Annotated in this window: 13 protein-coding genes; 10 read left to right on the forward strand and 3 right to left on the reverse strand. The window is 71.9% G+C overall.

Features of this window, described 5'->3' with window-relative positions:
• Positions 1 to 6: 6 nt before the first annotated feature.
• Entirely contained in the window at positions 7 to 1617 is a 1611-nt protein-coding gene (locus ABT085_RS26265) for an NADH-ubiquinone oxidoreductase-F iron-sulfur binding region domain-containing protein (protein WP_351612670.1), read from the reverse strand.
• Positions 1614 to 2930, reverse strand: a complete 1317-nt coding sequence (locus ABT085_RS26270; protein ID WP_351612673.1) for a ferric reductase-like transmembrane domain-containing protein — start codon at positions 2928 to 2930, stop codon at positions 1614 to 1616. The genes ABT085_RS26265 and ABT085_RS26270 overlap by 4 nt, the downstream gene beginning before the upstream one ends.
• A 403-nt stretch (positions 2931 to 3333) precedes the next feature.
• Between ABT085_RS26270 and leuS the strand changes: the two genes are divergently transcribed.
• The 7 genes from leuS (at position 3334) to holA (ending at position 13841) form a co-directional block, all read left to right on the forward strand.
• Positions 3334 to 6216, forward strand: coding sequence for a leucine--tRNA ligase (gene leuS, locus ABT085_RS26275; RefSeq protein ID WP_351612676.1), 2883 nt, complete (start codon positions 3334 to 3336; stop codon positions 6214 to 6216).
• Between the two features lie 220 nt (positions 6217 to 6436).
• Positions 6437 to 7177 carry a hypothetical protein gene (locus tag ABT085_RS26280; RefSeq protein WP_351612679.1) on the forward strand — a complete coding sequence of 247 codons (741 nt, stop codon included), beginning with the start codon at positions 6437 to 6439 and terminating at the stop codon, positions 7175 to 7177.
• A gap of 72 nt (positions 7178 to 7249) precedes the next feature.
• Complete coding sequence (locus ABT085_RS26285) at positions 7250 to 8095, forward strand: DegV family protein (RefSeq protein ID WP_351612681.1); 846 nt, start codon at positions 7250 to 7252, stop codon at positions 8093 to 8095.
• A 165-nt stretch (positions 8096 to 8260) separates the two neighbouring features.
• Complete coding sequence (locus ABT085_RS26290) at positions 8261 to 9457, forward strand: ComEA family DNA-binding protein (protein ID WP_351612683.1); 1197 nt, start codon at positions 8261 to 8263, stop codon at positions 9455 to 9457.
• Positions 9458 to 9564: 107 nt separating this feature from the next.
• Complete coding sequence (locus ABT085_RS26295; protein WP_502982809.1) at positions 9565 to 12225, forward strand: ComEC/Rec2 family competence protein; 2661 nt, start codon at positions 9565 to 9567, stop codon at positions 12223 to 12225.
• A gap of 158 nt (positions 12226 to 12383) precedes the next feature.
• Positions 12384 to 12629 (forward strand): hypothetical protein, encoded by a 246-nt coding sequence (locus ABT085_RS26300; RefSeq protein WP_351612686.1) that lies wholly within the window; start codon positions 12384 to 12386, stop codon positions 12627 to 12629.
• A gap of 222 nt (positions 12630 to 12851) precedes the next feature.
• Positions 12852 to 13841 (forward strand): DNA polymerase III subunit delta, encoded by a 990-nt coding sequence (gene holA / locus ABT085_RS26305; protein ID WP_351612689.1) that lies wholly within the window; start codon positions 12852 to 12854, stop codon positions 13839 to 13841.
• Between the two features lie 636 nt (positions 13842 to 14477).
• Here the strand turns inward: holA and rpsT are convergent.
• Positions 14478 to 14744 (reverse strand): 30S ribosomal protein S20, encoded by a 267-nt coding sequence (gene rpsT / locus ABT085_RS26310; protein ID WP_351612692.1) that lies wholly within the window; start codon positions 14742 to 14744, stop codon positions 14478 to 14480.
• Between the two features lie 230 nt (positions 14745 to 14974).
• Here rpsT and lepA point away from each other — a divergent pair, with 230 nt between their 5' ends.
• The 3 genes from lepA to ABT085_RS26325 form a co-directional block, all read left to right on the forward strand.
• A complete protein-coding gene (lepA, locus tag ABT085_RS26315; RefSeq protein ID WP_351612695.1) occupies positions 14975 to 16849 on the forward strand; it encodes a translation elongation factor 4 in 1875 nt (624 codons plus the stop codon).
• A gap of 284 nt (positions 16850 to 17133) precedes the next feature.
• Positions 17134 to 19008, forward strand: a complete 1875-nt coding sequence (locus tag ABT085_RS26320) for an AMP-dependent synthetase/ligase (protein ID WP_351612697.1) — start codon at positions 17134 to 17136, stop codon at positions 19006 to 19008.
• 208 nt (positions 19009 to 19216) lie between these two features.
• Positions 19217 to 20520: ATP-binding protein (locus ABT085_RS26325; RefSeq protein WP_351612700.1), on the forward strand; the 1304-nt coding region annotated here is incomplete at its 3' end.

Below are 20520 nucleotides of genomic sequence, written 5' to 3' on the forward strand. Positions count from 1 at the left end.
GTCGGGTCAGCGGCCGAGGGCGCGACGGCCGCGCCCCTGGGACACGACCGGCAGGTTGCGGGCGGGCGCCTGCGAGCGGGTGTCCTCCTCGATGCGCAGGGCGAGGGCCGGGCAGCGGCGCACCGCACGCAGCGCCTTGGCCTCCGCGAAACGCGGGACCTTCGCCTGCGCGACGGTCGGGAAGCCGTCGGCGCCGAGCTCGAACACCTCCGGGAGGAGGTCCGCGCACAGACCGTGGCCCCGGCACAGGGTCCAGTCGACGAAGATCTTCTGACGGCTCTCGCTGTCGTCTGCGGGCCTTTCGGCGCCCATGATGGCCGCGGGAGCCATTCCCGGCTCGAAGAGCGGCAGAACGCCTTCCACGGGCCGTCCGCAGCCGTTGCCGAGGACATGCGCGGCCAGGTCGTCGGTGAACGCCTTGATGGTCGACTCCAGGAACATCGCGGAACCGTCCGGGTGCGAGCACGCGCCGCGCCGCTTGACGTTCTTGGCGACCTGCTTGAGTGCCTCCAGCGCGGCGGGTCCGCCGCCGTTGAGGATGTCTTCCATGCCGCGTGCCGCGGCCGGCAGTCCGAGGTAGCAGGGACCGCACTGTCCCGCGCTCTCCTCGGCCAGCCACTGGGCCACGCGCAGCGACTCGCCCAGGGGGCAGGTCTCCTGAGTGATCGGCAGGATCGCGCCCGCGCCGAGCGCACCGCCCACCGCGTCCAGGGAGTCGCGGGAGACGATCGCCTCGTTGACCGTGGCCGCGTCGATCCACTTGCCGTGGTAACCGCCGGTCAGCACACCCTGGGGGACGGGCGGGGCGCCGGCCAGCTGGAGCACGTAGCGCAGCGGTACGCCGGTGGGGACCTCCAGGACCATCGGGCGGGCCACGGCGCCCGAGACCGTCAGCATGACGGTGCCGGGTTCGTCGTACAGGCCGGTGTTGCCGTAGCGCTCGGGGCCGATGCGGGCGGCGATCGCCAGCTGGGCGAAGGTCTCGGCGTTGGACAGCAGGGTCGGGGCGCCGCCCACGCCGTTCTGCGAGGCGCTGACCTTGCGGCCGGGCGGGATCGCCGGGCCGCCGTCGATGGAACGGATCACGGACGCGGCCGCGCCGGTGACCATGCGGATCGGGTTGCGCTGGACGAAGGCCTTCAGCGCCGAGCGCCGGCCGTTGCTCAGGCCGCGCTCGGCGAGCGCGGCCTCCATGGACCGCTGGGTGGACTCACGGGTGACCGCCACCACGAGCGTGCGGGCACCCAGCGCCTCCGCGACCAGCAGCGCGCCGTCCAGGATGAGGTGCGGGGCACGGTTGATGAGCACCGTGTCCTTGCGGCAGGCCGGTTCGTCCTCGCTTCCGTTGACGACGACGACCGGCCGGACGCCGCGCTTGATCGCCGCTTCGGCGACCGAGCGCAGCTTCTTGTGGAAGGGGAAGCCCGCGCCGCCGCGGCCCTTGAGGTTGATGCGTTCGGAGAGTTGCGCGAGCTTCTCTCCGCCCAGGGGTTCGAGCGGCCCGTGCACCTTCAGGTGCATGGGCAGATCGAGTCTCTCGACAAGGTCGAAGCCCGACGTGAGTTGCGGAAGGCCGACCACGCGGACTTCTGGAACGTCGGGCAGGGCCTCGTTCACCTATAGCCTCCGGAAGGCATGTTCCAAGGTTCGCCCGAACCCGGTGTGTCGTACGACGCACCGGGGTTTGGTTCATTGGCGGGACCGCTGTTGTACGTGTCGTTCTGGTTGTACGTGTTGTACCGGGCGTTCGTCTCACCGGTGTCGTACACATCACTTCCGCGGTACCCGGCGGCACCCTGGCTGCCGTAGGCCGGGATGCTGAATCCCGTGTCCTGGAGCGGGTCGTAGGCGGACGGGGGCGCCTCGCCGACCGGCGGCGGGGACGGGACCGGCCAGCTGCCCGCGGCGTTGCCGTTGGCGTCCATACGCGGCATGGCCGCCGTGGCCTGCGTCTCGAACGGCATGTTCGCGCGCCCGGTCTGGCCGGCCGGGTAGGACTGCTGCCCGCCGCCCGCGGGCGCGTTGGCGGTGCGGTAGGCGGCCGCGAAGCCGTTGTCGGACTCCGGGGCGGCGGCTGCGCCGTACGCAGAGGCGGACGACGCAGGCGGCGTCATACGGGAGGAGGCCATCGTCTCGGCGGTCGGCGACGGACGGCCGCCACGGCCCTCGTAGCCCGGCAGCGACGATCCGGACTCCGCCACCCGGGCCCGGCTCGCCTCCAGGCCGTCCATGGCGGACATGTCGCTGTTGCCCATGAACCGCATGAGCTGGTCGGCGACCTTGCGCTTGACCGAACGGGGGGAGCTGCGCAGCGCGAGGGCGGCCAGGACTCCGGCCAGGCACAGCTCGTACGACACCATGAAGAAGGGCTTGGCCGCACGGCCCGCGAACAGACCGTGGGTCAGGGCGGCGCACAGGGCGGGGTAGGCCAGCATGTGCATCGCGCGCCAGCGGGCGGCGACCACGGCCGGTGCGGCGAACTGGTTGCGCAGCGCGCCCGTGATGCCCACGAAGATCATGAGCAGGCCGGCCAGCGAGCCGAGACCGATGAGTCCGGCGCTGCCCTTGACGCCCAGGCTGAAGGGGAGCAGCGCGGCGATCAGGACGGTGTGTCCCAGGAGCAGCTTGACGCTGATGTGGACGATGAGGAAGGCGATCGAGCCGACGGCGGTCACGCGGTGGACGCCCTGCGCGACGATCCGCTGACGCGTGTTGAGGATGAGCCGGTCCTGGGCTATGAGGCCCCAGATCACCGAGCAGGTCAGGCAGACCAGGGACAGCACGCCGGCGCCGAAGTTGAGGAACTGCTGGAACTGATCACCTCCGACCAGCACCACCACAGGGATGAGAAGCAGAACGACAGCCGACGCCACGCCGTAGGCCGACCGGCCGGGCTTGGGGAGCGAGCTGTTGCTACGACGAGGGTTCATGGGGGCAACTCCGAGCAGTTTCGGGAAAGCGGTCCCGCTGCCGAACTCTAAGTGGCTCCATACCGATGGGTACGAGGTTTGAGTTATTGCGTTGTTATCAAAGGACAGCGCGTCCGTTGCGATGTCCCTGTTGCTGCTGTTACGCGAAGTAATCGTTGAACTTGATTCAGCTTTCGTGTGGTGTGCATGATCTCCATGGAGACATACGCAACTGCGACGCAACGTGCTCAGGGCCTGCGGTACCCTAGCGCCATGCGTGCTGTACGCCTTCTGCTTAGCGAGCCGCGCTGATCAGTCCCGACCACCGGTGAGACCCGTGGTCGGCATCGGCGCGGCGTCCCCTCCTGTGCGAGGGGCTTTTTCATTTCCGCAGGCAGAGACGATCGATGGAGCTTTGAGGATCATGAGCGAGACGAACCCCGCTGCTGCCGCCGCCGTGCCGGCGGACGCCGCGCCGCACCGCTACACGGCAGCCATGGCCGCCGAGATCGAGGCACGCTGGCAGGACTTCTGGGACGCCGACGGCACCTACGCGGCGCCGAACCCCACGGGCGACCTGGCCGGCGACCCCGAGCTGGCCGCCAAGCCCAAGAAGTTCATCATGGACATGTTCCCGTACCCCTCCGGTGCGGGCCTGCACGTCGGCCACCCCCTGGGCTACATCGCCACCGATGTGTTCGCCCGGTTCCAGCGGATGACCGGCCACAACGTCCTGCACACCCTGGGCTTCGACGCCTTCGGCCTGCCCGCCGAGCAGTACGCCGTGCAGACCGGCACGCACCCGCGCGTGTCGACCGAGGCCAACATCGTCAACATGAAGGCCCAGCTGCGCCGGCTGGGTCTGGGCCACGACCGGCGCCGGTCCTTCGCCACGATCGACCCGGACTACTACAAGTGGACCCAGTGGATCTTCCTGCAGATCTTCAACTCCTGGTACGACGACGAGGCGGACAAGGCCCGTCCGATCTCCGCGCTGATCGCCCAGTTCGAGTCCGGTGAACGCGCCGTACCGGGCCACACGCGCGCGTGGAACGAGCTGACCGCCGCCGAGCGCGCCGACGTCCTGAGCGGGTTCCGCCTGGCGTACGCCTCCGAGGCGCCGGTCAACTGGTGCCCCGGACTGGGCACCGTGCTGGCCAACGAGGAGGTCACCGCCGACGGCCGCTCCGAGCGCGGGAACTTCCCCGTCTTCAAGGCCAAGCTGCGCCAGTGGAACATGCGCATCACCGCCTACGCGGACCGGCTGCTGGACGACCTGGACGCGCTGGACTGGCCCGAGGCCATCAAGCTGCAGCAGCGCAACTGGATCGGCCGCTCGGAAGGCGCCCGCGTCGACTTCCCCATCGACGGCGAGCACATCACCATCTTCACCACGCGCCAGGACACCCTGTTCGGCGCGACCTACATGGTGCTGGCGCCCGAACACCCGCTGGTCGACAAGTTCACCCCGGCCGCCTGGCCGGAGGGCACCCACGACGTGTGGACCGGCGGTCACGCCACCCCGGCCGAGGCCGTCGCGGCGTACCGCGCGCAGGCCGCCTCGAAGTCCGACGTCGAGCGGCAGGCCGAGGCCAAGGACAAGACCGGTGTGTTCACCGGCGCGTTCGCGACCAACCCGGTCAATGGCGAGCGCATCCCGGTCTTCATCGCCGACTACGTCCTGATGGGCTACGGCACCGGCGCGATCATGGCCGTCCCGGCGCACGACACCCGCGACTTCGCCTTCGCGCGCGCCTTCGAGCTGCCGATGCGCTGTGTCGTGGAGTCGGCCGACGACCGTGGCACGGACCCCTCCACCTGGGACGACGCCTTCGCCTCGTACGACGCGAAGATCGTCAACTCGGCGAGCGACCAGATCTCCCTGGACGGCCTGGGCGTCGTCGACGCCAAGGCCCGCATCACCGAGTGGCTGGCCCGCAAGGGCATCGGCGAGGGCACCGTCAACTTCCGTCTGCGCGACTGGCTGTTCAGCCGCCAGCGCTACTGGGGCGAGCCCTTCCCGATCGTCTACGACGAGGACGGCACCGCCCACGCCCTGCCCGAGTCGATGCTGCCGCTGGAGTTGCCGGAGGTCGAGGACTACTCGCCGCGCACCTTCGACCCGGACGACGCCGACACCGAGCCCGAGACCCCGCTGTCGCGCAACGAGGAATGGGTCAACGTCACCCTGGACCTGGGCGACGGGCCGAAGAAGTACCGGCGCGAGACCAACACCATGCCCAACTGGGCCGGTTCCTGCTGGTACGAACTGCGCTACCTGGACCCGCACAACGACCGCGCGCTGGTCGACCCGGAGATCGAGCGGTACTGGATGGGCCCGCGCGAGGGCCAGCCGCACGGCGGTGTCGACCTGTACGTCGGCGGTGCCGAGCACGCCGTGCTGCACCTGCTGTACGCGCGCTTCTGGTCCAAGGTGCTGTTCGACCTGGGCCATGTCTCGTCGGCCGAACCGTTCCACAAGCTGTTCAACCAGGGCATGATCCAGGCCTACGTCTACCGCGACAGCCGCGGCATCGCCGTGGCGGCCGCCGAGGTGGAGGAGCGCGACGGCGCGTACTACCACCAGGGCGAGCAGGTCACCCGGCTGCTGGGCAAGATGGGCAAGTCCCTGAAGAACGCGGTCACTCCGGACGAGATCTGCGCCGAGTACGGGGCCGACACGCTGCGCCTGTACGAGATGGCGATGGGCCCGCTGGACGTCTCGCGGCCGTGGGACACGCGCGCGGTGGTGGGCCAGTACCGGCTGCTGCAGCGGCTGTGGCGCAACATCGTCGACGAGGCGACCGGCGAGGTCACCGTCACCGACGCCGAGCCCGACGAGGAGACGCTGCGCGCCCTGCACAAGGCGATCGACGGCGTGCGCCAGGACCTGGAGGGGCTGCGCTTCAACACCGCCATCGCCAAGGTCACCGAGCTGAACAACCACCTGACCAAGGCGGGCGGCGCGATCCCGCGCACGGTCGCCGAGCCGCTGGTGCTGCTGATCGCGCCGCTGGCCCCGCACATCGCCGAGGAACTGTGGCGCAGGCTGGGCCACACCGACTCGGTCGTCCACCAGGACCTGCCCGTGGCCGACCCCGCCTACGTCGTGGACGAGACCGTGACCTGCGTCGTGCAGATCAAGGGCAAGGTCAAGGCGCGCCTGGAGGTCTCCCCGGCCATCTCCGAGGAGGACCTGGAGAAGATCGCGCTGTCCGACGAGAAGGTCGTCGCGGCGCTGGACGGCGCGGGAATCCGCAAGGTGATCGTGCGGGCGCCGAAGCTGGTGAACATCGTCACGGCGTAGCCGCGGATCCTGCGGGCGGCCGGTCGCGAGACCCGGCCGCCCGTGAGCCCGGCCGTCCCGGTCGGTCGTCCCGGTCCCCGGCCGGCCGGCCCGGCCGTCCGGCTCGGGGTGGTCCCCTACGGGCAGGTTCGGGGTTCTGACGGAACTCCGTACCTGCCCGTTGCGTTTACCGTTGATAGGGCGGCGCGGCGCGTGCCGCGGCAGTCCGAGGAGGAGCACCGTGGCAACCGTGATCACAGTCATCGCCCTGCTCTTCCTGCTCTTCGTGGTGCTCGGCGCCTACGCGACGGTGAAGGTGGTCGGTGCCGCCAAGCGCGGTGTGGACCGCACCCTCGACCAGGCCCGCCGCACGGTCGAGGACCACACGCTGCGGGCCAAGTCGTTCACACAGCCCGGACCGGCGGGCGAGATCGCCCAGCTCCGGCTCCGGCTGCGCACCTCGATGCGCGCCACCCAGGACGCGCTGCGCTCGGGTGTGGCGGAGGACGAGTCCCTCAAGGAGTCCATCGGCCTCTTCGAGCGCCTCAGCGCCCACGGGCTCGAACTGGACCGCGATCTCAAGCGCCTGGAATCCGAACCGGACCGGGCCACGCTCGCCGAGCGGCTGCCCGGCCTGCGCGAGCGCACCGAGCGCATCACCAAGTCCGCGGACTCCCTGCGCTGGGCGGCCCGTGACCGGGCCGGCCGGTTCGCGCAGGACGACCTCGACTCCCTGAGCGCACAGATCGACGTCGAGGCGGGCGCACTGCGCCACTGGACCACCGCGGATCCCACCCCCACCCCCACGTCCGCCCCGTGGCCCGAGGCACCGGCGGCCGGCGCCCCGGCGGACGACCCGACCGGCTCGGGGTCCCCCTGGTCCCGCCCGGCGGCCGAGCCGACGCAACCGGCCATCACCCCGCCGCTCCGGCGCCCCGCCTACCCCTGGCAGAAGAAGCCCCGCCCCGAGAGCACCACCTGATCCGGCCGTACACCGTCCGGGTGCGAGGGGCCGGACTGCCGCTCGGGCGCTACGCCAGGTAACCTCCAGCTCATGTCCCGCCATGTCGCGATCGTCACCGATTCAACGGCCTACCTGCCGCCCCGGACGACGGAGCGCCATGGCATCACCACGGTGCCCCTGACCGTGGTCATCGGCGGACAGGCCCTCGAAGAGGGCACCGAGATCTCCACCCGCTCCCTGGCCCAGGCACTCCAGAAGCGGCGCCCCGTCACCACCTCCCGCCCCAGCCCGGAGCAGTTCGCACAGACCTACCGCCGGATCGCGGAGTCCGGTGCCACGGACATCGTCTCGCTGCACCTGTCCGCCGAACTGTCCGGGACGTACGACGCGGCGGTCGTCGCGGCGCGCGAGGCGCCGGTGCCGGTCCGCGTGGTGGACACCGGCATGGTCGCGATGGCGCTGGGCTTCTGCGCGCTCGCCGCGGCGCGAGCGGCCGAGTCGGGCGGCACCGTGGACGAGGCCGTCACCGCCGCGGAGAAGCGGGCCGCCGGCACCTCCGCCTACTTCTACGTCGACACCCTCGACTTCCTGCGCCGCGGCGGCCGGATCGGGGCCGCGCAGGCACTGCTGGGCTCCGCGCTCGCGGTGAAGCCGCTGCTGCAACTGGAGGACGGCCGGATCGGCCCCCTGGAGAAGGTGCGTACGGCCGCGAAGGCGATCGCCCGTATCGAGGAGATCGTGGCCGACCGGGCCGGCAGCGCCTGCGTCGACATCGCCGTCCACCATCTCGACGCCTCCGACCGGGCCTCCGCCCTCGCGGACCGCTTGAGGACCCGCCTCCCCGGGCTGGCAGACCTGCATGTCAGCGAGGTCGGAGCGGTGATCGGCGCGCACACGGGGCCCGGACTGCTGGGCGTCGTGGTGTCGGCACGGTGACGCAGGGACGGCCGTGCGGCCGGTGAAGCCCACCGTGCAGCCGGACAGTCCGACCGCGCCGCAGGACTCACCCGTGTGAGGGGCGAAGTTATCCACAATTCGACGGTGTTCCACGGTATTTGAGCAAGATCAACACGAAATGCCAGGATGCCCGATCCTCGTCGCATGGCACTTCGATCACGCTCACACACAGGATCCGCGACCAGCGGTCCCGGCCGGGGCCCCGCTTCCGACGTCCGCGCCCGCCACCGCCGTTCACCGGCTGCCCGCAGCCGCTCCCGGCACCGTCACGCATCGGCGCAGGAGCTCCGCCGACGTGTCCAGGTGCTCTTCGCCGACCGCACGGACAAGCGGCACGAGCCCGGGACCGGGCCGCCGGACCCGGCACCCGCGCCTGCGGGCGACGGCGGACCACCCCTCGGTCGACGCGAGCCGCGTGCCCGGGCCGCCGTGACCGGAACCCACGTGCAACCCGAGTCCGAGACGCCGGGCATGAGGGCCATGACGGGTATGAGGGCCCTGTTCGGCGTCGGGGACGCCTCCGACTCCGGCCGTGCACGCGGGACTTGGCGGCAGCGGGTCGGACCGGCCGTGCGGGAGCGGATGCCGGTGTGGTTGCAGACACGGTGCGGTCTGGAACGCAGGAACGTGGTCGCGCTCACGGTGGTGCTCGTCGTCGCGGCGGGCTTCGCCGCGCAGCACTTCTGGGCCGGCAGCCCCCGGTCCGTCCAGGCGCCGGAAACGGTGCGGGCGGCCGCGCCGTACGAGGGTCGGGCCGCGGGCGGGCCGGCCGCATCGGGCGCTGCGTTCGGCTCCCCGGGCACGGCGGGCGCGGCGGGTGCGCAAGGCGCCGAGGAGCAGGCGGGCACGGCAGGTCCGAGCGCGGGCGCGGGTGGGACCGGTGCAGCCGGGACCGAGATCGTCGTCGACGTCAGCGGCAGGGTCCGTGATCCGGGGATCCACCGCCTGCCCGCCGGTTCGCGCGTCGTCGACGCACTCCGCGCGGCCGGTGGGGTGCGTCCCGGTACCAGTACCGACAGCCTCAACCGCGCCCGGTTCCTGGTGGACGGGGAGCAGGTGATCGTCGGCGGTCCGGCACCGGCCGCGGCGGCCGGGCCCGGTACGGGCGCCACTCCCGGCGGCGGACCGGCCGGCGGCGCCCTGCCTGCGGCTCCGTTCTCGCTCAACACGGCCACCGTGGAACAGCTCGACACCTTGCCCGGCGTGGGGCCCGTGCTGGCCCGGCACATTCTTGACTACCGCGTGCAGCACGGCGGCTTCCGGTCGGTGGACGAACTGCGCGACGTCAACGGCATCGGCGACCGCCGCTTCGCCGATCTGCGGAATCTCGTACGGCCGTGAGCGCGGAATCCCGTACGGCCGTGAGCCGCGGCCCCCGCCGCGATTCTCCGGCTCCCTCCTCCCGCTCTCGCCGAACCGTTCACGCCGACTCGGGAAACCGGCTGGGGGTGGCCCACCCGCGACAGGAAGGACCGACCGATCTGCGACTCGTACCCCCGGCCCTCGCGGCCTGGGCGACGGCCGCGCTGACACTGGACGCGCCGACGGGGCATGTCGTCGCCGTCGTGGCCGCGGGTCTGGCCCTGGGCGGCACACTCCTGCTGACCCGCAGGCCGGCCGGAGTCGGCCGACTCGCGCCCGGACCGGGCATCGCCGGGCGGCTCGCACCCGGATCGGACACCGCCGGGCGGCTCGCACCCGGATCGGACACCGCCGGGCGGCTCCCACCCGGATCGGACACCGCCGGGCGATCTTCTTCCGGACCGGGCACCGCCGGCGGAGGGAAGTCCGGAACGCGCACCTGGCCGCGGGCGACGATCGCCGCCGTGCTGCTGTGTGCGGCGGCGGCAGCCGCTTCGGCCGGGCTGCACGGAGCGGATCTGCGCCGGGGACCGGTGCCGGCGCTGGCACGGCAGTACGCCACCGTCACCGCCGAGGTAGAGATCACCTCGGACCCGCGGCTCTTCGCACCTCGTGCCAGAGGCGATCGCGCGGCGCCGGTCTCCGCGTTGATCGAGGCCGAGGTGCGCGGGGTGGAGCAGCCGGGCGGGGCGACGGTGTCGACACGGACACCGGTCCTGATGATCGTCGACGTCCGCGCGGCTCGCGCCCGGCCGGGGCAGGCCGGCGGTACGTCAGGGGCCGCTGCCGGGTCCGGGGGTGGGGTGGCGGGCTCGCCCTGGCTGGCGCTGCTGCCCTCGACCCGGCTGCGGGTGACCGGGCGGCTGGCTCCGGCCACGACAGGCGGCGACCGGATCGCGGCCGTGCTGCGGGTCCGGGACCGGGCGGCGCCGGAGGTGACGAAGGGCCCCTCGGGGGCGCAGCGGTTCGCGGGACGGTTGCGCGCGGGGCTGCGGCAAGCCACCGAAGGGCTCCCGGGGGACGCGGGGGCGCTGCTGCCCGGCCTGGTCGTCGGGGACACCTCGCGCATCACACCCGAACTGGACGAGGCCTTCAAAAGAACCGATCTCGCGCACACCCTGGCGGTCTCCGGGAGCAATCTGACGATCCTCCTGGCCCTGCTCCTCGGGCCGCCCGGCCTGGCCCAGCAGGTCGAGCGGCGCGGCCTCGCACCCCGCCTCGGCATCCCGCTCCGCACGACGGCACTGTTCGGCGGCGCGCTCACCGTCGCGTTCGTGGTCGTGTGCCGACCCGACCCGAGTGTGCTGCGGGCGGCGGCCTGCGGCACGGTCGCGCTGCTCGCCCTCGTGACCGGTCGCCGCAGATCCCTCGTCCCGGCGCTGGCGACGGCGGTACTGGTGCTGGTGCTGTACGACCCCTGGCTGGCCCGAAGCTACGGCTTCCTGCTCTCGGTGCTGGCCACCGGCGCGCTGCTCACGCTGGCGCCGCGCTGGAGTGCCGCGCTGCGACGGCGACGGGTGCCGCCGCGGCTGGCCGAGGCGCTGTCGGCGGCGGGCGCGGCCCAGATGCTGTGCGCGCCGGTCGTCGCCGTGCTGTCGGCGCGGGTGAGTCTGGTGGCGGTGCCGTGCAATCTGCTCGCCGAGTTCGCGGTCGCACCGGCCACGGTGCTGGGCTTCGCAGCGCTGGCGACCGCGCCGGTGATGATGCCGGTGGCCAAGGCACTGGCGTGGTGCGCGAGTTGGCCGGCGGGCTGGATCGCGGGCGTGGCACGGTACGGGGCCGCACTGCCGGGTGGGGGAGTGGACTGGCCCGGCAGCTGGGCGGGCGCGCTGCTGCTCGCGCTCGGCATGGTGGTGGTCGTGGCGGTCGGGCGGCGGCTGCCGAGGAACCCGTGGCTGGCCGGGGCCTGTGGGGTGCTGTTCGTCCTAGTGGTGGTGCGGCCGCCTTCGCTGACCAGGGTGATCAGCGGATGGCCGCCGCCGGGCTGGCGGTACGCCGTGTGCGATGTGGGGCAGGGGGACGCGACGGTGCTGGCGGCCGGGGAGGGCACCGGTGTGGTCGTGGACGCCGGACCCGACGCGGCGTCGGTCGACCGGTGTCTGCGCGTCCTCGGCATCACCAGGATCCCGTTGCTCGTGCTGACCCACTTCCACGCCGACCATGTGGCGGGACTGCCGGGCGTGCTGCGCGGACGTTCGGTGGGCGCGATCGAGACGACGGGGTTCGCGGAGCCCGCGGACCAGGCCGGGTTCGTGCGGACGCAGGCCGCGGCGCACGGCGTCCCGGTCATCGAGGCCGCCGCCGGGGAACAGCGCCGCATCGGCGACCTCTCGTGGGAGGTGCTGTGGCCGCCGCCGCGTCAGGTGCCCGCGCCCGACGGTCCGAACGACGCCAGTGTCACGCTGCTCGTGCGGTCGGCCGGACTGCGGCTGCTCCTGCTCGGTGACCTCGAACCTCCGGCCCAGCAGGCGCTGTTGCGGTCACCGGCGGCCCGGGCGCTGGCGGCGGTGGACGTACTCAAGGTGGCCCATCACGGCTCGGCCTACCAGGATCCGGATCTCATACGGGTGGTGTCGCCACGGCTGGCCCTCATCTCCTGCGGTGCGGACAACCCGTACGGGCACCCGGCCCCCGGCACGGTCGCCGCACTGCGGGCCGGCGGAGCCGTGGTGCTGCGGACGGATGTGGACGGGGCCTTGGCGGTGACCGAGGAGAAGGGGGAGCTGAGGGTCACCGAGGACGGATGACGGGTGGCGGACGACTGGGGGACGACGGGCGACGGGGGTGAAGGGAGAAGGGACGACAGGCGGCGGGTGAGGCGAGAACGGAGGACGGGGGACAGGGGACGGGGTGAGGCGACGGGAGGTGGCGGCTGCCGGGTGTCGCGGTGCCGGAGAATGGGCCCGTGAGCGATGTGAGACATGTGCTGGTGCTGCCCGACCGTGATGCCGCGGAGGAGGCGGTGGAGGCGCTCGGGGAGCGGTTCGGACTCGACGAGGAGCCGCAGTTGGTGCGGGACGCGTTGGCCGGCGAGGACGATGCCGAGGACGCGCAGTGGCTCCTCGTCCTCCAGGACGCGGAGGGGCGGCTGGACCCCCGGGAGCTGGACGCGTTCGCGGGGGAGTGGGACGGCTGGCGCGAGGAGCCGTAACCCGGGATCGGGAGGAGCTGTAACCCGGGATCGGGAGGAGCCGTAACCCGGGGACGAGGAATCCAGCGGACGGCGGGCGCCGGGACGGCGGCGGGGCGGGGACGGCGGCGGGGCGGGGACGGCGGCGGGGCGGGGATCCGGTCCCGCGGTGGCACTCTCCGGCCGGCCTGCCGAGGGCCGACTCGCGGATCGTTGTCAGTGGGCCGTGCCATGCTTGTCCCGATGGCAAGGAAGACTGCGAATGACGACCCTCTCGCCCCGGTGACGCTCGCCGTGGGCCAGGAGGACCTGCTGCTCGACCGCGCCGTGCAGGAGGTGGTGGCCGCCGCGAGGGCCGCCGACGCCGACACGGACGTACGCGACCTGACCTCGGACCAGTTGCAGCCCGGCACGCTGGCCGAGCTGACGAGCCCGTCGCTCTTCGCGGAGCGCAAGGTCGTGGTCGTACGCAATGCGCAGGATCTGTCCGCCGACACGGTCAAGGACGTGAAGGCGTATCTCGGGGCACCGGCCGAGGAGATCACGCTCGTGCTGCTGCACGCGGGCGGGGTCAAGGGCAAGGGCCTGCTGGACGCCGCGCGCAAGGCGGGGGCGCGGGAGGTGGCGTGCCCCAAGATGACGAAGCCGGCGGACCGGCTGGCGTTTGTGCGGGGCGAGTTCCGCACGCTGGGACGGTCGGCCACACCGGAGGCGTGCCAGGCACTCGTCGAGGCCATCGGCAGCGATCTGCGGGAGCTGGCGTCCGCGGCGGCGCAGCTGGTCGCCGATGTCGAGGGGACGATCGACGAGGCCGTCGTCGGGCGGTACTACACCGGGCGGGCCGAGGCGTCGAGTTTCACGGTCGCGGACCGGGCAGTCGAGGGGCGGGCGGCGGAGGCGCTGGAGGCGCTGCGGTGGTCGCTCGCGACGGGGGTGGCGCCGGTGCTGATCACGAGTGCGTTGGCGCAGGGGGTGCGGGCGATCGGGAAGCTGTCCTCGGCGCGTGGTGGGCGGCCGGCCGATCTGGCGCGGGAGCTCGGGATGCCGCCGTGGAAGATCGACCGGGTCCGGCAGCAGATGCGGGGATGGACGCCGGACGGGGTCGCCGTCGCCCTGCGGGCGGTGGCCGAGGCCGACGCCGGGGTCAAGGGCGGCGGGGACGACCCCGAGTACGCCCTGGAGAAGGCGGTCGTGACGATCGCACGGGCGGCACGGTCCCGAGGACGGGCGTAATCCAGGGCCAGTCCGCAGTCCGCAGTCCGTAGTCCGTAGTCCGCGGTCGGAGGGCGGGTAACGCCGGAGCCAGTCCGCGGCCCCCGGTCCCGAGGACGGGCGTAACCCGGAGGCAGTCCGCAGTCCGCGGTCCGGAGGACGGGCGTAGCCCGGAGGCAGTCCGCGACCCACGGTTCCGAGGACGGTCGTGACCCGGAGCCAGTCCGCAGCCCCCGGTCCCGAGGTCGGGCGTAACCCGGAGGAGGTCCGCAGTTCGCGGTCCGCGATCCCGAGGACCGGCGTAACCGGACGCGGTCGGGGACGGCCGCCGCTGCCCTTGCCCACCCCTGCCGCTTTCCCTCCCCTGCCTTTGCCCGCCCTCGCATCCGCCCCCACCTTTACCCGCCCCGACCCGCCCCGACCCGCCCCGGACCGCGTCCGGAGATCGGACCGCGTCCGGGGAGCTGGCCGCGCGTATGCCGAAGGCCCCGGTGCTCGTCCTGGGGAAGGGCGAGGTGCCGGGGCCTTCGGTTCGAACCGGGGGATCCGCGCCCGCGTGGCGAACGCAGGCCGCGCGCAGATCCATGGGTGCCGGACGGGAGCGGATGAGAGAGGGCCCGCTCTGGGTCCTTCCGGCGGTCAGATCAAGAAAGAGGATCAGCCGTTGAGGTTGGCGACCTTGGAAGCCAGCGCCGACTTCTTGTTGGCGGCCTGGTTCTTGTGGATGACGCCCTTGGAGACGGCCTTGTCGAGCTGACGCGCGGCAGCGCGCTGGTACTCGGTGGCCTTCTCGACGTCACCCGCGGCAGCAGCCTCGCGGGCCTTGCGGATCGCGGTCTTCAGGGAGGACTTGACGGCCTTGTTGCGCAGCCGGGCCTTCTCGTTGGTCTTGATCCGCTTGATCTGGGACTTGATGTTCGCCACGAATGAGCCTTCACAGGTTCTGGCACGGGGCCGCTCGGGTCCCGCGCCGGTGATTTTCTTGGGGCGTGTCTCGCGCTGAGAGGGCAAGAGACACAGGTGCCCACGTTACCAGGGGCTCTCCGGCTGGCCCAAACCGGCTTCAGGTCGCCGCGCGTGGGACCATGGAGGCTGCGTAACGATCCGACCCGAGACCGCACACACTGCGGACGCCTCAAGAATCAGGACCCTGCGTGCCCGCGATCCCTAGCCATGTGCCCGAGCCGAGCCGTACCGCCCCGGCTCAGATCCGCAATTTCTGCATCATCGCGCACATCGACCACGGCAAGTCCACGCTCGCCGACCGGATGCTCCAGCTGACCGGTGTGGTCGAGCAGCGGCAGATGCGCGCCCAGTACCTCGACCGCATGGACATCGAGCGCGAGCGCGGCATCACGATCAAGTCCCAGGCGGTGCGTCTGCCCTGGGCCCCGACCACGGGCCCGGACCAGGGCACGACGCACATCCTCAACATGATCGACACCCCGGGGCACGTCGACTTCACCTATGAGGTCTCGCGGTCGCTGGCCGCCTGCGAGGGGACCGTCCTCCTCGTCGACGCCGCCCAGGGCATCGAGGCGCAGACCCTCGCCAACCTGTACCTGGCGATGGAGAACGACCTCGCGATCGTCCCCGTGCTGAACAAGATCGACCTGCCGGCCGCGCAGCCCGAGAAGTTCGCCGAGGAGCTCGCCAACCTGGTCGGCTGCGACCCCGACGACGTGCTGCGCGTGTCCGCGAAGACCGGTGTCGGGGTGGACGCGCTGCTGGACAAGGTCGTGGCGACGGTTCCGGCACCGGTCGGCGTCGCCGACGCGCCCGCCCGCGCGATGATCTTCGACTCGGTGTACGACTCCTACCGGGGCGTCGTGACGTACGTGCGTGTCATCGACGGGCAGCTCAACAAGCGTGAGCGGATCCGGATGATGTCCACCGGCGCCACGCACGAGCTGCTGGAGATCGGCACCAACTCGCCCGAGATGCTGCCGGCCGACGGTCTGGGCGTCGGCGAGGTGGGTTATCTCATCACCGGCGTGAAGGACGTGCGCCAGTCCAAGGTCGGTGACACCATCACCACCCTGCACAAGGGCGCGACCGAGGCGCTGGGCGGCTACAAGGACCCCAAGCCGATGGTGTTCTCGGGTCTGTACCCGCTGGACGGCTCCGACTACCCGGAGCTGCGTGACGCCCTCGACAAGCTCCAGCTCAACGACGCCGCCCTCGTCTACGAGCCGGAGACCTCCGCCGCCCTCGGCTTCGGCTTCCGCGTCGGCTTCCTCGGCCTGCTGCACCTCGACGTGATCCGGGAGCGGCTGGAGCGCGAGTTCGGGCTCGACCTCATCGCCACCGCGCCGAACGTGGTCTACCGCGTCGTCATGGAGGACGGCAGCGAGCACACGGTCACCAACCCGAGCGAGTTCCCCGAGGGCAAGATCAACGAGGTGTACGAGCCGGTCGTGCGCGCCACGATCCTCGCGCCCTCCGAGTTCATCGGTTCGATCATGGAGCTGTGCCAGACCCGGCGCGGCACCCTGCTCGGCATGGACTACCTGTCCGAGGACCGGGTCGAGATCCGCTACACCCTGCCGCTCGCGGAGATCGTGTTCGACTTCTTCGACCAGCTGAAGTCAAAGACGCGCGGCTACGCCTCGCTCGACTACGAGCCCACCGGCGAGCAGACCTCCAGCCTGGTCAAGGTCGACATCCTGCTGCACGGCGACAAGGTGGACGCGTTCTCGGCGATCACGCACAAGGACGCGGCGTACGCGTACGGGGTGCGGCTCGTCGCCAAGCTGCGCGAGCTGATCCCGCGGCAGGCCTTCGAGGTGCCCATCCAGGCGGCCATCGGCTCCCGGGTGATCGCCCGCGAGACCATCCGCGCCATCCGCAAGGACGTCCTCGCCAAGTGCTACGGCGGTGACATCTCCCGGAAGCGGAAGCTGCTGGAGAAGCAGAAGGAGGGCAAGAAGCGCATGAAGATGGTGGGTTCCGTGGAAGTTCCGCAGGAGGCCTTCATCGCGGTGCTCTCCAGCGACGACAGCGCGGGAACGGGCAAGGGCAAGAAGTAACCGCGAGTTACCGTGGGTACATCGTCGAAACGGGCGCAATCGGGGCTCGTCGTGCGAAAGCGCGGCGGGCCCCGGCTCGTGCGGGCCGTCGCTCTCTGTAGGAAGTGACAGGCCGCGGCCTCTTACGCAAGGGGCGGTCGCGCCTTACTCTGATCTCTGCTCGATAGTTACTCGCGAGTTAAACAACGCTCGGACAGCAGCTCGTGAGCAGACCCAGCCGTACTGAGCCGGCCCGTACTGAGCCAGCCGAGCCATCCGCACCGTCGCGGGCCCCGGAGGATGTCGTGAGCGACACACAGACACTGATCGAGAACCGTCCGCCGTCCGTCGCGGGCCTCTTCCTTGACCGCGTGGCGGCCACTCCGGACGCCGAGGCCTACCGCTACCCGGTGGTGGCGGACTCGGGGCAGGGGCCGGACGACTGGAAGTCGCTCAGCTGGGCGCAGGCCGCCGAGCGGGTCTTCGCGATCGCCGCGGGCCTGATCGAGCTGGGCGTGCAGCCCGAGCAGCGGGTGGCCCTGGCCTCCTCGACCCGGGTCGAGTGGATCCTCGCCGACCTGGGCATCCTGTGCGCCGGCGCCGCCACGACCACGGTCTACCCGCAGACCAACGCCGACGAGTCGGCGTTCATCCTCTCCGACTCGGAGAGCCGCGTGCTGATCGCCGAGGACGCGGCCCAGCTCGCCAAGGCGCAGGAGAAGCGCGCCGAACTGTCCGAACTCACCCATGTCGTGGTGATCGACCCGGCCGGCGTCGAGAGCGACGAGCGGGTCCTCACCCTCGCCGAGCTGGAGCGGCGCGGCGCCGCCTACCTGGAGAAGCACCCCGGCCTGATCAAGGAGCGGGTCGCGGCGATCACCAAGGACCAGCTCGCCACCCTCATCTACACCTCGGGCACCACCGGCCGCCCGAAGGGCGTGCGCCTGCCGCACGACAACTGGTCGTACATGGCGAAGGCGATCGCCGCGACCGGACTGATCGGCCTCGAGGACGTCCAGTACCTGTGGCTGCCGCTGGCGCACGTCTTCGGCAAGGTGCTCACCTCCGGTCAGATCGAGGTCGGGCACGTCACCGCCGTCGACGGCCGCGTCGACAAGATCATCGAGAATCTTCCGGTCGTCCGGCCGACCTACATGGCGGCCGTGCCGCGCATCTTCGAGAAGGTCTACAACGGGGTCGCGGCCAAGGCCCGCGCGGGCGGCGGCGCCAAGTACAAGATCTTCCAGTGGGCCGCCGAGGTCTCCCGCGAGTACGCCAAGGTCACCCAGGACAACTTCCGGCGCACCGGCAGCCACGCGGCGCCGTTCGGGCTGGCGGCCAAGCACAAGGTCGCCGACACGCTCGTCTTCGCCAAGATCCGCGAGGCCTTCGGCGGCAACCTGCGCGCCTGCATCTCGGGCAGCGCCGCCCTCGCTCCCGAGATCGGCTACTTCTTCGCCGGCGCCGGCATCCACATCCTGGAGGGCTACGGCCTCACCGAGTCCTCCGCCGCCTCCTTCGTCAACCCGGGCGAGGCCTACCGCACCGGCACGGTCGGCAAGCCGCTGCCCGGCACCGAGGTGCGCATCGCGGACGACGGCGAGATCCTGCTGCGCGGCCCCGGCATCATGCAGGGCTACCACGGGCTGCCCGAGAAGACCGCCGAGGTGCTGGAGGCGGACGGCTGGTTCCACACCGGCGACATCGGCGAGCTGTCGGCCGACGGCTATCTGAAGATCACCGACCGCAAGAAGGACCTGATCAAAACGTCCGGCGGCAAGTACATCGCGCCGGCCGAGGTCGAGGGCCAGTTCAAGGCGGTGTGCCCGTACGTCTCCAACATCCTCGTGCACGGCGCCGACCGTAACTTCTGCACGGCCCTCATCGCGCTCGACGAGCCGTCGATCCTGGACTGGGCCAAGGAGAACGGGCTGGCGGACCGGTCGTACGCCGACGTCGTCGCCGCGCCGGAGACGGTCGCCATGGTCGAGGGCTACGTCAAGCAGCTCAACGAGGGCCTCCAGCGCTGGCAGACCATCAAGAAGTTCCGGCTGCTGCCGCGCGACCTCGATGTCGAGCACGGCGAGATCACGCCGAGCCTGAAGCTGAAGCGGCCCGTGGTGGAGCGCGAGTACAAGCACCTGATCGACGAGATGTACGCGGGCTCGCGCGAGGCGTAGGCAGGGCGGTCCGGCCCTGCCCGGTGAGCAATAGGTGCTGCCCGGATGCTCGGAGTCGGTCAGGTTTCTGCCCGGCTTCGAGCACACGCGTAGCACTGTTCTCACTCATGGCGGCCCACTTCGGTAACTCGGCGCTTATGGACGGGCTCGGTCTGTCACTCTGTCGGCATCGACCGAGGCCCATTCGTCCGAACCGCCGGGAGCCGCCATGGGGGCCATTCCGACGCAACGGGAGAACCTTCCCCTTGCCTCCGGTGCTTCCGGTGCCTCCGACGCCTGCGCGCCGGAGCGCCCGCAGGTGCGCGCGACCGTGGCCGGGAACCCCCTCGCGCCCGGCTCCGCCCGCGCACTCGTACGCGCCGCGCTCGTGGACTGGGCCGAGCAGGGTTCGCCCGCCCTGCGCACCGGCCGCCTGGCCGACGACGTGCTGCTGGTCGTCAGCGAACTCGTCACCAACGCCGTCGTCCACGCCGGGACGGACGTCGAGCTCGTGTGCCGCCTGGAGGAGGAGGCGGCGGGCGCGGTCGTCGTGGAGGTCTCCGACCAGCACCCCTCGCGGGCCCCGCGCGACGGCGGCGCCGAACCGGCGTACGAGATCCCGGAGTACGGGCGCGGCCTGCGCCTTGTCGCCACGCTCGCCGAGGCCTGGGGCGTCACCTACCGCAGGGGCGCCAAGACGGTGTGGGCGCGGCTGCCCTTCGAGCCCCCCGACGGCATCGAGGCGTACGACGGCGCGTGCGCCCCGGCGTACGCCCTCGGCGTGGCCGAGATCCTCGCCCCCGAGCCGCAGCGGGCCGAGCGGGACGGGGACTGGCTGGGCCGCGGCGCCCTGACCTTCCTCGCCGAGGCCTCCGACCTGCTCGCCGGCCAGCTCGACGAGGACCTGGTCGCCGCGCTCACCGGCCAGCTGCTCGTGCCGCGGCTGGCCGACTGGTGCGCGGTGTGGCTGGAGGACGAGGCCACCGGCCGCGGCGGCTGGTCCGGCGACCTCGCGGCGGGCGCCGGACCGCGGCTGGCCCGGGTCTGGCACCGCAGCGAGAACGTCATCGAGGAACTGCGCAGAGCCCTGGAGAAGGACCCGCCACGGCCGTCGGAGGGGATCGCCTCCGGACCGGTCGCGTTCCCCTGGCCCGCCGTGGCCTGGACAGAGGACGACTCCCACGGAGCCGGTGCCCCGTCCGGGACCGGTGGGCCGTACGGCGCCGGTGACTCGTCCGGGACCGGTGATCCGTCCGCAGCCGGCGGGTCGTACGGGCGCGGCGCCCCGACCGGGACCGGCGGGTCGTACGGTACGGCGCTCGCCTACCGGCTCGTCGCGGGCGGCCGTCCGCTGGGCACCCTGGTCATCGGCCGGGCCGGACTCGCCCGCTTCCCCGACGAGGTCACCGGCCTGGTCGAGGACCTCAGCCGCCGGGTGGCGCTGGCCATCGGCGCCGCCCGCCAGTACGCCCGCCAGGCCACCATCAGCGCCGTGCTCCAGCGGGGCCTGCTGCCCGGCGCCGTCGCCGAGAT

The organism is Streptomyces sp. NPDC002265 (assembly GCF_040296125.1).
In the GTDB taxonomy this organism is placed as follows: Bacteria; Actinomycetota; Actinomycetes; order Streptomycetales; family Streptomycetaceae; genus Streptomyces.

Bases quoted from the DNA above. Each gene is read 5' to 3' on its own strand.
- ABT085_RS26270 (WP_351612673.1), bottom strand. From the start codon at position 2,930: ATGAACCCTCGTCGTAGCAACAGCTCGCTCCCCAAGCCCGGCCGGTCG.
- leuS (WP_351612676.1), top strand. From the start codon at position 3,334: ATGAGCGAGACGAACCCCGCTGCTGCCGCCGCCGTGCCGGCGGACGCC.
- ABT085_RS26285 (WP_351612681.1), top strand. From the start codon at position 7,250: ATGTCCCGCCATGTCGCGATCGTCACCGATTCAACGGCCTACCTGCCG.
- ABT085_RS26290 (WP_351612683.1), top strand. From the start codon at position 8,261: ATGGCACTTCGATCACGCTCACACACAGGATCCGCGACCAGCGGTCCC.
- holA (WP_351612689.1), top strand. From the start codon at position 12,852: ATGGCAAGGAAGACTGCGAATGACGACCCTCTCGCCCCGGTGACGCTC.